Below are 14,016 nucleotides of genomic sequence, written 5' to 3'. Positions count from 1 at the left end.
TACAAAGGCAAGTTGCTAGCACGAAAAAATCTTACCGATTTTTCCGTAACGACAACATAGCCTAAACCGTTGTGCAACATATCCCGAAAACCGAACATTATGAAAAAAATCATCCTTTGTTTATTTATCTTTTTCACTACAAACAAAGTTCTCGCTCAAACAACTATAAGTTTAGATAAGACAAATGGAGTTTACACAGTTCCTTGTAAAGTCAATGGAATACCAATGGATTTTATTTTCGACACAGGTGCATCAAATGTTACTATATCTCTGACAGAAGCAACTTTTTTGATTAAACAAGGTCTTTTAGGAAAAAATGATATCAAAGAATCTGTTAAATATCAAATCGCAAACGGAGATATTAATGAAGGAACTAACATCATATTAAGGGAGATTGAAGTAGCTGGATTAAAAATCAAAAATGTAAAAGCAACAATTGTTCACGAACAAAATGCACCTTTATTACTTGGAATGTCTGCTTTAAGTCAATTAGGGAAAATAGAAATAGAGAATAATACACTAATAATAAATGACTTTTCATATAAAAGCAAAAAAGATAATGTTGATTTTGACAAAGAAATAAAAGGAACCATTGAATGGATAAACAGTGTTTTTGTAAAATATCAATATGAGGACACTGATTTAATACAAAAACAAAATATTCATAGTGTCGTAGAAATTGAAAATCAGTTTTATCTTTTTGGTGTTAGAACACAAGAAACAAGTAAACCTTGGGCATATAGCAAAGGATTTTTAATTCCGTTGTCAAAAATTAACAACATTGATTATTCTGAAAAAAAGTTTAATTATTGGCTTGAAGTGAAAATGAAGAACAATGAAGAAGCCATTGTAATGATTGATGGAAATGACAAAAAAGATTATATAGACAAGTTGGAATTTATGTTAGATAAGTCAATTGATAATGAGAGTTTAAGACCTAAATTAAAAAATGCACTTGAATACATCATTGAATTATATAAAGATAAATCATCAAACAAAAATTCTTCTTCAGTTTCACAAGGGAATAAAGAAATAAGAATTAATTATAAAAACGGTGTTGAAATATTTAATATCTATCTTGGAAGTGAACAACCTAATTACAAAGAAGATAAAGAATACTATTGGTACACAGAGTTTTCCAAAATAAAGTCTACAAAAGGTGGAAGTGGCGGAAACTTACTTAATGGGAATTATAAATTCTTCGACGAGAATGGAAATTTATTGATTAATGAGAACTATTCTATGGGTTTAAAAAATGGTGACAGCAAAAGATGGGATGAAAAAGGAGAGCTATCCGAAATTAATAAATATGAAGATGGAGTATCAATTTATTGGAAATATCATCCAGATGGTGATGATGGTTGGGTTGAACAAATTGGACAAATGTTAAAAGCAGGTTGGACTAAAAACTCTTACGATAAATATAATAATCTTATAGCAAGTCAAAAGACATTTATTGACGAAAAAAGTACAATCAAAAAAGAGAAGACAAAAACATCAATTTATTTTAGAAATTCTGACCAAAAGAAAGAGGAATACACGACATTAATGATGTTCAACAATTCTTATATCGGCGAATACGTACAATATTTTGAGAATGGAAATAAAAAAGTCTATGGAAAACTATTTGACCCATACGAGAATGGAATTGATAAATATATAGGTAATATAAGAGATGGTGAATGGAAATGGTATAAAGAAAATGGCGAATTAGACTCAACCGAAAAATACAAAGCTGTGGTTGAATACTGGGATAATGGAAACCTTAAATATATTTATGGTCAATATTTTGACGAAGTAGAAAATAAATGGCTAAAACACGGTCGCTTTTATAGTTATAATGAGGACGGAAAGGGTATTGGCGAAATTACTGAATATGAATGGGGAGAAGTAAAGGAAAAAAAAGATTAGAATAATAAAAAATACGTTGCACAACAATGGCTATAAACAATTGCTATTACAGGCTTATCCTGAAAATTCCTGCGGAATTTTCAGCTTGTCGTGTACTTGCAAAAGTCCGTGCTAACCCACGCAACTGTTCATAGCCGAGACCGTTGTGCTTAATGTTGACAAAAATATAATTTAAAGATTAATATAATGAGAACCATTTTATTCTTAGCAATTTCATTAATTGCAAATGTTTTGACTGCCCAAGTCAATATGTATGATAAGCCTATTCCAGCTAATCCACAATCAACTTTTGTTCCCTTAACAATGGAGCAAATGAAATTAATTGCAATAGGAAGAGCAATTGAAGAAGCTAATAGAAAAGAAAGATTTCATCAATATGTGAATAAATCAAATGAATATATAAAATCTAAAAAATGGGAATATGCTTTAGAATATATAAAGCGAGCAGAACAAACAAATTTTGTAAGTAACCTAATGTACTACAATAAAGGAATTGCCTATTTTAATTTAAAAAAGAAAGGAAAACTTAAAAAAGTAATAAAAAAAGCTAAAAAACACTATTATTTTGAAGTTGTTGATTTATTGACTGTTAAACTAAATAGCTTATAGAGCCATATGTTTAAACGCCAAAATGAGATTACCTCAAAACACAAATATAAATTCAACTCATATTTAGGTTATAACCGAGATTGGTGGAACTATTATGGTCAATACAAAAATGCAATTGACGAATTAGTCAACGGAATAGAGAATGGCATTCCGATAGACACAGTTTCTTTGCCTCTTTTATTTATGATTAGACATTCTATAGAAATTGGTTTAAAGGCAAATATTTTAAAACTTCAAAAAGTTCATTCAACAATTGAAAAAATAAAATTAGGTGGTACTAAATCGCATTCTATTGAAATTTTATATAATAAATTTGAAGAACATTTGACTTCAATAAATGAAAATTTTGAAGTGCGAAAATCTATCCAAGAAGAAATAAAAAAATATTTAGATTATTTTAAGCCACTTAAAAATAAATTACACAAACTAGACCAAGGCTCTTTTAATTTTAGATACCCTGTTGATATAAAAGGAAATTACAACTTTAATTGGGATAAAGAAGAAAACATTGCTGATATTATTAATTTATATTACAGAATACAACCTTTTCTTATTTTCACAGATAGGATTCTATATGAAGAAGGAGTTTTTGGGTTTAATGAAATTTAATTAAAAAAACACTAAGCACAACAACTCATATAATTTATGCTTAAATTTGAGTTAATAGATAAGACAAACATTCAACAAACGATTTGTTACGGCGGAAAATCTTGCAGATTTTCAGTCGCACAAATCATATAAAAGCCCGTTGTGCTTAATTTTGCAAAGAATATAGGATATGAACTTAAATCAAATTAAACAACTAAAGCAATTTGAACAAGTATTTGATTCTGAGTTGGAAATTCTTTATGAAGGTGTACTTGAAGGCTTTGCTTATTATTTTTCTCGATTAGATATTGAAGGAATGGATAAATTATTAAGTGAATATAATAATTATGATGGCGTTTCAAAAGACCATTATCTTAACCTAATTACAAACACAATTAATGATTTAAAATCTAAAGGAATAAATTCATTAATGGCTGTCCCAGGAATATGTAATGGTTGTATTAAAGGTTGTAATGGTTTTTCTTTTATTGATAACAAAACAGGTGTTTATGTTGATATAATTGTTGAAGTTAAGCATAAAGAGATCACTAATTTTATGGAATGCTATGAATTAAATAATGATAAACCGATAGAAAATAAAAAAGAAAGAATTGTTATTAAACAGACTAAAATTCCCTAAGGTGATATTGAAAAATCAATAAAATGAAATTTAATACTGATAATTATGTTTAAACTTATAGGTCGCATCATTGTGCTATTCATTGCAACTTGTGTTTTACTTGGGTTACCTTTAGCTATAGTATGGAGTTTACTTGAATGGGATTATACAAGCTTGTTTTGGATATGTTTGATAGTGGCTGTTATTATTTCATTATATGGTAAAGAAATGAATCTTTGAAGCATTCTAAAAGGAATAAATAGTAAGTAAAACTTACACACTATATTCTATTTGTACTGACTTAAATTTATATTGTCTCAGTCTCTCTATTTTCTGCAGTATATTAAACACGTACCACTGCCTCTAACACCAACCCCACCCTATATTCGTCAGGTGGGGTTGTTTTTAAAATTAAAAAGGCACCTTAACTTTGTATGTGATAAATAAGATGTCGACAATTAACACCATTTCTGTTCTTTTTCTGCAGTAAAATTATCTTGACCTCTATTAACATTTTATAGCATTCACTGTAGCACATAGCTCTGTTTAGGGCATCATTATAAAAATTTTTTTATTTTTTTTACACTTTATATGTTAAAAACGTGAACCTACTTCTACCTCCAACCCCACCTAATTTTCAGCAGGTGGGGGTGTTCCCCCTTTAATAAAACTGCCTTAATTTAAATCATTTTTATTATGGTAACAGTAAAAGAAATTAAAAAGGCTAAAAATTCAAATGGAGAAGATTTTTTTGGATTAATTGTCCAATCAGGAGCAATGACAGTTAAAAGTAAACAAACAGGTAGAGTTTATTTCACTGCAAAGACTGCATTTGTAGCAACCACCTTTGATGAAGAAACTGCAGCATCTTTAATTGGTGTTGAGTTTGAGGGGCACATCCGAAAAGTACCAGCAGAACCTTATGAATACACCATTGAGGAGACCGGAGAAATTATAACCCTTAGTCATAGATGGGAGTATGTTGATCCTGCTTTAGAAATGGAAGAACAAATAGTGGAGGAAATTGCTGTGATTTAGGTGTGTTTGCGTATTCACGCCTAAATAAAAGAGCTTACTGCTAGATAGTAAGCTCTTTTTTTATTCCTAAAAACAAAAAAATATATGTGTAAAACTAAAAACAAACATTATGCAATTACAACAAACACAAAGGCACAACGTAAAATTACGTTTAGGAATTTCTGGAGCTAGTGGTTTTGGAAAAACCTATTCTGCCTTACAATTAGCCTATGGAATGACACAAGATTGGTCTAAAATAGCTGTGATTGATACAGAGAACGCATCAGCTAGTCTGTATTCAGATTTAGGCAATTACAATGTCCTAAATTTATTTCCGCCATATACACCAGAGCGGTATATAGAAGCCATAGAAATCTGTGAAAAGGAGCAGATGGAAGTTATTATCATTGATTCTATTACTCACGAATGGCAGGGTGAAGGAGGCTGTTTACAAATTCACGAGCAGTTGGGTGGAAGGTTTCAGGATTGGGCTAGTGTAAAACCCAGACATCAAAAGTTTATTGATAAAATTCTCCAATCCAAATGCCACATTATCACAACCACCAGGAGAAAAACAGATTATACTTTAGATGTTGGTTCTACCGGCAAATCAAAAGTGGTTAAACACGGCACCAAAGAAATAACATCAGAAGGTTTTGAGTATGAATTATCGGTGAATTTTGAGCTTATTAACGAAAATCACTTATGTAAGGTCAGTAAAGACCGTACAAATTTATTCCAAGGAAAACCTGAGTTTATTATAAATGCAGAAGTAGGCAAACAATTGCAAGCTTGGTGCAATCAAGGTATCTCTTTAGATGATATAAAGCGGGAAATTAAGACCACAACTACATTAGAAGGACTCAGACATTTATATCAAAAATATAACAGCTTTAAACAGCAAATTTTACCTGTTATTATCACCAGAAAAGCTGAAATAGAGAACGCCATTCAAATTGTAGACAACAAACAAATTATTAACAAAAATACTATTCAAAATAATGGAATTGACAGCAGTAACAACACAACAAGTGGTGAGTAACCAAGAGATAGAATCTTCTATTTCTAATAACAACAGATTTATTGAAGCAAATACACAAGAGGTCAGCCTTTTACATCTTAAAAAAGACTGCATTATACCAGTATTTGCAAAAGATAATGAAAGTACGATACCACATTTTGAATTTATAGATGCTGTTAGAGATACAGCAAAGCAGCTATTTCCAGAAGGAACAATTATGATGCCTTCTATTAGAACCAGTCATATTATAAAAGGTCGTATTCCTTCTGCTATTGGTAAACCAGCAAAAGAGCTGTTAGAGCACGAGAAAACCATTTATTATGAACGGATGGCTTTTATAGTGGAGATACCACATATCAACACTAACATTAATAACCAAAAGCTTAATTTAACAGTTGGTGGAGTGCGTTCTTATTCAGAGCAAAACTTGTTTTCTAAAAAAAGCATCGAAAAGTTTAAAATTTTTATCGGTTTTAAAAATATGATTTGTTGTAACCTTTGTATAGCTACAGATGGATTGAAAGATGATTTAAGAGTAAGTAGTATAGAAGAACTTAAATCGAAAACCAGCGAATTGTTTTTAAATTATAAACAAAAGGAGCATATTCATAATATGAGGCAGTTACAAGATTTCACCATCAATCAAGAGCAGTTTGCTCATATGGTGGGTAAGATGAAATTGTATCAACATTTGGATAAACAGCAAAAGCAACAATTATTCGATCTAAAAACTACAGATTCTCAAATCAATGCTATTATTAAAAATTATGTGGATGATGCCCATTTTAGAGCAGATGATAAAGGATACATTAATCTATGGAATTTATACAATCTATTTACAGATAGCTCCAAGAGTAATTATATAGATAACTTTCTAAGCAGGAATTGCAACACCTATGAGTTTGTGAATCATCTTCGTAATTCAATTAAAAATCACGAACACAATTATTTTTTGCACAAATATAATGTTGCCTAAGAGCGTCTATATCTAATTATTTATTAAAATATGAGCAATGAAGAACTGATTGAGCTTTTGAAATATTGCTCACCACACATAATTTATGTGGTTAATGGTCAAAATAGAATTATTAAACTACACACTCCTTTCAAATTGAAGGTGTTACAGGATATAGGTGTTTTACGTAAAAACCAAATTGTATCTTGTACAGAATTAAAAATCACCTATCAAGGAAGAGTTGTATTTTATATAAATGGTAAAAATTACCACACCTATCATTTTGATATTTTAACGGATTAGTGATTTTTTAACTGCTTAAATTATAATTAAATAAATTAAAACAGAAGGCTTTATTCATTTGAATAGAGCCTTTTTAACTTTTAAAATTATGAAAAACATTATATCAGAAATAAAGTTAAAATACCAACCAACGAAGTTGGAAAAAAAGAAAATAAGAAAAAGCGATGATGCATATAATATAGCTTTAAAGCACTGGGATTTGGATACAATTGAACTTCAAGAAGAATTTAAAGTATTGCTTTTAAATAATTCAAATGAAGTGATTGGAATTTATGAAATGACCAAAGGTGGTATCAATTCAACATTAGTAGATTTAAAATTGATGTTTGCTGTTGTGTTAAAATCGTGTGCCTCTGGAATTATAACGGTGCATAATCACCCTTCAGGAAAATTAAAACCCAGCACCTGTGATATTTCAATTTATAACCGAATCAAAAAAGCTTGTAAGTTTTTGGAAATACATTATTTAGATAATTTAATTATCTCCAGAGAAGGAAAATATAGTTTTGCTGATGAGAATGTTTAAAAAGAGGTCAATTTTAGAACATAAATTACATCTTTTTTATAAATTTATAATACTAAAAATTGGTGTTTAGCTAATTAAATAAATGAAATATTAAAAAAGTATAGTTAAAAAAACTATACGTGCAAAGACATCTTTTTTTTGTGCTAAATGATGGTTGAAAATAAACGTTATGTGTATCTGTTAATACTTTTTGAGTTTCTTTAGGACTACCATACTCTGGTAAGTCTACACCATTTGGGAATAATTGTTTTGCATAGGCTTCTACCTTATAGCCCTCATTAATTAATTTCTCTGCAAATAATGAAAACTCACCTTTTGGATATACTTGTGGTTTATTTTTTAATAACCAAATAGATTCTGGACAATCTAAATAATACTTAAAGTCTGTTTTGGTGAGTTGATACATTACTATATACTTACTACCGATTCATCACCGCTAATGTTTCTTACTTTAATTCTTAATGGTTTTTCTTTTGATGTGATTTTTCCATTCCAAAAATCTTTTGATTTCTCACCATCATAAATCACATAACCTAATTTGTCTATTTTAATTTCTGTTGTGCTAAACCATTCTCCTTCTGAATTTTTACAGTCTAATGAGATTAATTCAATTAGTTCTAATCCTTCTTCGCTAATATTAATTGGGTCGAATTTCTTACCTTTATTTATGGCTTGCAAGTTTCCTTTTTCATTGAACTCATTTATTTTCTGCTGTAACCTGTCACTCGTAAATTTATCGATTGATACAGTATATTCTCCCTTACCTTCAGTAATTGAAAATTCTAATTCATCATTCACAACTGTTTCGTGTAATAGATTTTTTAAATCTCTTAACTCAACATCTGTTGTAGTTGCATTATTTTCTTTGATGAATTTTTTCAATTCTTTTTCATCATCAATATCAATGTAGTACACAATTACTTTTTTAGTAGTAATAGAGAGATTTTGTATTTCTTGATTGATAATGCGGTTAATGGTTGGTATATCTAATAACTTTTGTTGACTATCTATTAAGTCTGGAACATAAACAGGAACCGTACCTAATTTACTATCGTTTATAGCACCTAACCAGAAATTAGAAACACCTTCTACTTTTGTTTGCAAACCTGTAATAAGGGTTGCTAACTTATCCATTGTTTGTTGGGGATTTCTAAACAGGTTTACACCATCTTTAACTTCTTTTATAGTAAAGTTTGCTTTTTCTGATACCAAACGGTCCCTTACAGTTTGTATACTATTAATGCCGACATCACAATGAATAAACTTTCTACCTAACTCATTAGCTACTTTTGCAGTTACACCGCTGCCACCAAAGAAATCTGCTACTACCATTCCTTCATTGCTGCTTGTTTTAATTATTCTTTTTAAAAGAGCTTCTGGTTTTTGAGTAGCGTAGTCAACCCTTTCATTTGATACAGGATTTATAAAAGGTATCCGCCATACATCGCTTATTGGTTTGCCTTCCATTTTAGCATATACGACTTTATATTTTCCAGATTTAATCAACTCCTTTACTTTTGGTAAGGTTTCATCATAAACTACTAAACCATCACTGCCATAACCGCCGCCAAGAGAGTATCCATTTTTATATTTTTTTTCTAAATTTTTAGTTATTTCTTTTACTTCATTAAATAAGTATTCTTCATTCTTTGAATAGAAATATATGACATCGTGATTCTTTTGCAATGTGTTACTTTTCGCTGACCATTTGTCATAACTCCAAATAATTTCGTTTAAGAACTTATCCTGTCCGAAAACTTCATCAAGTAGGATTTTAACATAATGCCCAATATTCCAGTCAAGGTGAACATAGATACAAGCTGTATCACTCATTATACTTTTTATAGCTTGTAAGTTCTCATACATCCAATTAAGATAATCTTCTTTTTGCCAGATGTCGCCATACATTTTTTCTTCAAAAGTGCGTAGTTCCTCCATTTCCATTGTTTTTTCAGCTTCCTTTATTTTTGCTGCTAACTTTGGATTTCTACGGATATACACTTTTTTAGCATAATCTGCACCACTGGCAAAAGGTGGGTCTATATACACTAAATCAACTTTTATTCCTTGCTCTTTTAAATAGGCACAGTTAGAAATACACTCACCACGCATAATTAAATTATCAGAAGGTTCACCAACTTGTTCCACTGTTTCTACTTCGTAGTAGGGCATACCACGTTCTAAACGGTTATACACTTCATTGTTTTCACGATAACGTAATACACGTTTTGTGCGTGTAATATTGTCTAATACGGCTTGACCTTCTATGGTATTTGGTGTGTATGGTATATATTTAATTGGCATAATTGTAATTAGTTTTTGAAAAATTGATTGATACGTTGATTTACTTCTGCAATATTGTCTAATAGTTTATTGCTATCTTCTAAATAGAGAAAGTCGAATTTTTTGTACCCAAATTTGTCTTCGTTATGTTTTAAGAAGTCCGTTTCTATAAAGTTCTTTTTCTTAATAAAATCTTTATCATTAGCGTAGCCTTCTCCTTTGGTTTCAATAATTAATGCTTTGTGTATAGCATCTTTAGTATTGCGTTTAATGATTAAAAAGTCGGTTGTGTATTTACCTACTTTATTCCATCGTTTTCCTTTTTTAGCAAAACAGTTAATTACAAACTCTGTAATACCACGTTCTCCATTAAAATAGATTTCTAAATTATTTTCTTTAAAGTCTTTTAACTTAAGAATTTCATTTAAAAATTGACTTTCAAAACCACTATCGAAATTGTAAGGCAACAGATGAAATGATTTGTCTTTTTGTTCAATTAATGGATTTATGGTTTCTGCTGCAACTTTTGCAATTTCATCAAACTTACCCTGTTCTGTTAATTTTAAAATACGCTCTTGCTTTTGTTTATTAAAATCTTCTGTTGAAAGTGGGTTACTGTCAAATTGCAAAATTTGTTTTGTTACCTCTTCATTAGGATATAAGTTTTTATGCTTTGCAATAGATTTTAATTTGTCGACAATAAGTAAGTTGGCTTCTTTAGGAATTATTTCTTCTTCGGTTGTTAATTCTCTTTTAATGCTGAATGCTACTCTAATTTTAGATTCAATTTTATAAGTATCAAATTGTTCATTAAAAAATAGATTTCCTTCGTTGTTTATAGTAATTGCTTTAAAAATAGGTTTTAATTGTTCATCAAATTGATGCAATTCTTTTGTAGAGATTGTACTGAAACTATCTTTTGAAATATTAGCAATCCAATGATTGTAGTTAGCCAACTTGATACCAGAACTGTTTAAAAAAGATAATTCACCTTCGTCTAAAAAGTCTAATCCTTTAGTAGTTATTGCATAGTTAGCTTTGTAATCTTTTATGTTTTTTAGTAGCTCTTCTAATTTAATTTTGGTGTTTGGCTTATCTTCTTCCTCAATAGATTGATATTTTACTTTTAGCTGGTAATAGTCAATTTTTGGAAGTTTAAGAAATTCCATTCTTGAATGACGTTCAATTAAATCAGCACCTTTATTTTTGTCTAAATTGTTGAGTTCTTCAATAGACGTGTTTTGTTCTTTTTCTAATGCTTTATTAAGTATTGTTGCATTTTCTCTATTTAACCAAATTAAAGCTGATTCATCATTACCTTTTGTAACTTGTCTTAAACATCTACACGTTGTTTGAATGATAGCATTTTTGGAAGCGCTCTTACTTTTTTGTGGTAGTATTACAGAAGTTAAACTCTTACAATCCCAACCTTCTTTACCAATTGCTACTAACAGAATGTATTTCTTTTTTGAAATTGCTGTGTCTAATGATTTAAATTGTAATTCATTTTCCTTTGGCAAACTGTACGTTTTATTACCACCGTGAAATCTTAATATTTCGTCAGGATGGATTTTTAAATCACTTTGAAGAAATGGATAAACTTCTTCTTCTAACATTTCAATATTACTGCAATAAATAGCAACTTTTGGAATAGTACCATTAGCGTAAGTTAAATCTCCATACGTTTCATTAAAGTCGTTAATACCTTCTTTTATTATTTGTAAATGAGTAAGATTATCGGCTATTTTAACTGTTGGATTTTTTAAAAAATCTTCTATTGCATTTGTAAGCGGATAATAATAGACTGTATTTGTGATTTCTGAAATTCTTAAAGTATCATCTTCTGTAAGCTGAATTTTTTCTGCTGTTGATAAATAAGGCGTACCTGAAAAACCGAGTACAGTGGTTATACTACCTCTATCATTCCATCTATTAACTACTTGTCTTAATTTAATGTCTGATTTTGCTGCGTGATGCACTTCATCAATCAAAATAGATAAGTTTGGTATTTTACCTATTAGCGCTCTTAATTCGTTAGCCTTTTTGTCCTCATCATCTTCAAATAAGTTTGTTTGACCTGTTGTATCAACTCTGTTTAAGATTACCTTTTCTGCATTTACAATGAAAACTTGCCCAAAAGGATCTGGAAGTATTTCGTTTACTTTTTGAGCATTTGGATTTCGAGCTTTATTGCTTTTTTTAGCAGACTTGGCTTCATCTAATACATCAAACTTTAGTTGTTTTTTTAGATTAGTTGCTGCTGGTTCTGGAATAACCCAAGATGGGTCAAAATCTTCAATAGTTCTTAAACTTGGTCCAATTGATGTTTTTAAGCCAGAAGGAATTAAAACCAAAAAGTTATGAGCAAAATTTTTATTTTCAGGTTCATTTGAAGCAAAATATAAATCTAAATAGATAAATGCAGCCATTAAGTAAGTTTTACCAGAACCCATTGGTAAACTCATTAGATAGTCAGAATAGTTTACATTGTAAAATAACTTTTTAATTATTTCTTGATAATCTAACTCTTCTGGTGATTTTATGATTTCCTGTTCAAGGTTAGGTAGTTGCTTTTTGCCTTTTACTTTTTGTCTTGCAAAATCAAATAAAGAAAACGCCTCTTTGTTGTTTTCAAGAAATTCTCTTGCATTTTGGTTAATATCTAATTTTGACAAATCAGTACCATTTGTAAAAAAACCTTCTGCAAATAGCTGCCAAAGAGGTTTGTTTTGACCTTGAATTTTCAAAAACAAAAAAGTTTCTATTGCCTCAATTTGAGTATCTCTTAACTGACCTTTGTTTTTAATATATGTAATAAGTTCATTTACACTACAATCAGGTGATTGTAACCATTGAACTGTTTTATTTCGTATTATCTTATTTAGCATAAATTTAAAAACATAAAAATATAAATCTTTTTTGTGGTAGTTGGGAATATTTCCAAGTAATTTTATAAATTCAATAGCCCATTGGGTTTGGTGGGTTATAGTTAATGTTTTTCATATCTTTAATGAATATTATTATGATCTAAATAGTTATGAATTGCGTCATTAAATATAAACCATAAAAAATGGTCTGTAGAATTTGATTTTATTCACCAAATTCTTCTAAAGGTTTTTGAGTATAAAAATGTGTTAAATTTTTATTTTGGACTAAATATGGACTAAATTTAAAAGTAAAAAACCCTAACAAATTGATAAGCAATTGTTAAGGTTTTCCTTTTGCGGAGAAAGAGGGATTCGAACCCCCGGAGGTGTGACCCTCAACAGTTTTCAAGACTGCCGCATTCGACCACTCTGCCATTTCTCCCTTAGCGAGGGCAAATATAAAACCCTTTTTTGTTTTGCTCAAACTTTTTTTACTTTTTTTTATGAATTTTTCTAATAAATTTTCTTGTACTTTTGTTTCTTTTAAAATTAATGGATGAGCTCATTTGTTGAAGTTGCTGGTTTAGTGTTTGTTGGATTTGTAGCAGGAGCTATAAATACTTTAGCAGGTGGTGGGTCACTTTTAACATTACCGATACTAATTTTTTTGGGTTTGCCTCCAAATATTGCTAATGCAACCAATAGAATAGCCATTTTATTTCAAAACATTTTTACAACAGCTGGTTTCAAAAGTAAAGGAATTGTTACGTTTCCTTTTAGTATTTATTTAGGTGTTTCTGCGCTTTTGGGTTCAATTTTAGGAGCACAAATTGCTGTAGATATCAAAGGAGATATCTTTAATAAAATATTGGCAATTATTATGGTGTTAGTTGTGGGGTTAATGGTTTTTAAGCCAAACTCAAAGCAGTTTAATTTAATTGAAAGAACATCAGGAAAACATTTATGGATAAGTACCATCCTTTTCTTTTTTGTTGGAGTTTATGGAGGGTTTATCCAGGCAGGAGTAGGTTTTATAATGTTACTCATTTTATCTTCACTAAATAATATTTCATTGGTAAAAAGTAATGCTATTAAAGTAACTGTTGTGTTAATTTATACAATATCAGCGGTTATAGTTTTTGCTTATAATGATGTAATTAACTGGAAAATTGGTTTAATTTTGGCTCTAGGAAATGCATCAGGAGGTTGGTTAGCTAGTAGATGGTCTGTTAATAAAGGCGATGGTTTAATAAAGAAATTTTTAATAGTAATGGTTGTGTTAATGGCAATAAAACTATGGTTTTTTTAAATTTATTT

Annotated in this window: 13 protein-coding genes and 1 tRNA gene; 10 read left to right on the top strand and 4 right to left on the bottom strand. The window is 29.7% G+C overall.

Annotated elements, in window-relative coordinates:
- Positions 1 to 99: 99 nt before the first annotated feature.
- The 9 genes from Q0714_RS13485 to Q0714_RS13445 all read left to right on the top strand — a co-directional run bounded on the left by Q0714_RS13485 (position 100) and on the right by Q0714_RS13445 (position 7,549).
- A complete protein-coding gene (locus Q0714_RS13485; protein WP_298265939.1) occupies positions 100 to 1,911 on the top strand; it encodes a retropepsin-like aspartic protease in 1,812 nt (603 codons plus the stop codon).
- Positions 1,912 to 2,097: 186 nt separating this feature from the next.
- Positions 2,098 to 2,520: a hypothetical protein gene (locus Q0714_RS13480; protein WP_298265937.1), complete on the top strand. Its 423-nt coding sequence runs from the start codon at positions 2,098 to 2,100 to the stop codon at positions 2,518 to 2,520.
- A gap of 6 nt (positions 2,521 to 2,526) precedes the next feature.
- Positions 2,527 to 3,129: a hypothetical protein gene (locus Q0714_RS13475; protein WP_298265935.1), complete on the top strand. Its 603-nt coding sequence runs from the start codon at positions 2,527 to 2,529 to the stop codon at positions 3,127 to 3,129.
- A 169-nt stretch (positions 3,130 to 3,298) separates the two neighbouring features.
- A complete protein-coding gene (locus Q0714_RS13470) occupies positions 3,299 to 3,748 on the top strand; it encodes a hypothetical protein (protein ID WP_298265933.1) in 450 nt (149 codons plus the stop codon).
- Between the two features lie 675 nt (positions 3,749 to 4,423).
- Complete coding sequence (locus Q0714_RS13465; RefSeq protein WP_298265931.1) at positions 4,424 to 4,765, top strand: hypothetical protein; 342 nt, start codon at positions 4,424 to 4,426, stop codon at positions 4,763 to 4,765.
- Between the two features lie 109 nt (positions 4,766 to 4,874).
- On the top strand, positions 4,875 to 5,786 hold the full coding sequence (locus tag Q0714_RS13460) for an AAA family ATPase (protein ID WP_298265929.1): 912 nt from the start codon (positions 4,875 to 4,877) through the stop codon (positions 5,784 to 5,786).
- Positions 5,779 to 6,741 carry a DUF3871 family protein gene (locus tag Q0714_RS13455; protein ID WP_298265927.1) on the top strand — a complete coding sequence of 321 codons (963 nt, stop codon included), beginning with the start codon at positions 5,779 to 5,781 and terminating at the stop codon, positions 6,739 to 6,741. Before Q0714_RS13460 ends, Q0714_RS13455 begins: the two co-directional genes overlap by 8 nt.
- Positions 6,742 to 6,771: 30 nt before the next feature.
- Positions 6,772 to 7,023: a hypothetical protein gene (locus Q0714_RS13450; RefSeq protein WP_298265925.1), complete on the top strand. Its 252-nt coding sequence runs from the start codon at positions 6,772 to 6,774 to the stop codon at positions 7,021 to 7,023.
- A gap of 88 nt (positions 7,024 to 7,111) precedes the next feature.
- Positions 7,112 to 7,549, top strand: a complete 438-nt coding sequence (locus tag Q0714_RS13445; RefSeq protein ID WP_298265924.1) for a JAB domain-containing protein — start codon at positions 7,112 to 7,114, stop codon at positions 7,547 to 7,549.
- Between the two features lie 70 nt (positions 7,550 to 7,619).
- Here Q0714_RS13445 and Q0714_RS13440 read toward each other — a convergent pair whose 3' ends face one another.
- The 4 genes from Q0714_RS13440 to Q0714_RS13425 form a co-directional block, all read right to left on the bottom strand.
- On the bottom strand, positions 7,620 to 7,955 hold the full coding sequence (locus Q0714_RS13440) for a hypothetical protein (RefSeq protein WP_298265922.1): 336 nt from the start codon (positions 7,953 to 7,955) through the stop codon (positions 7,620 to 7,622).
- 2 nt (positions 7,956 to 7,957) lie between these two features.
- Entirely contained in the window at positions 7,958 to 9,853 is a 1,896-nt protein-coding gene (locus Q0714_RS13435; RefSeq protein WP_298265920.1) for a DNA methyltransferase, read from the bottom strand.
- Between the two features lie 8 nt (positions 9,854 to 9,861).
- Entirely contained in the window at positions 9,862 to 12,720 is a 2,859-nt protein-coding gene (locus Q0714_RS13430) for a DEAD/DEAH box helicase family protein (protein WP_298265918.1), read from the bottom strand.
- A gap of 336 nt (positions 12,721 to 13,056) precedes the next feature.
- Positions 13,057 to 13,141, bottom strand: a tRNA-Ser gene (locus tag Q0714_RS13425).
- A gap of 114 nt (positions 13,142 to 13,255) precedes the next feature.
- On the opposite strand from Q0714_RS13425, the gene Q0714_RS13420 reads away from it, so the two are divergent.
- Positions 13,256 to 14,008, top strand: a complete 753-nt coding sequence (locus Q0714_RS13420) for a sulfite exporter TauE/SafE family protein (RefSeq protein ID WP_298265916.1) — start codon at positions 13,256 to 13,258, stop codon at positions 14,006 to 14,008.
- The last annotated feature ends 8 nt before the right edge of the window (positions 14,009 to 14,016 follow it).

Source organism: uncultured Lutibacter sp. (genome assembly GCF_947493565.1).
GTDB lineage: Bacteria > Bacteroidota > Bacteroidia > Flavobacteriales > Flavobacteriaceae > Lutibacter > Lutibacter aestuarii.
This window is presented reverse-complemented; position numbering and strand designations above follow the sequence as displayed.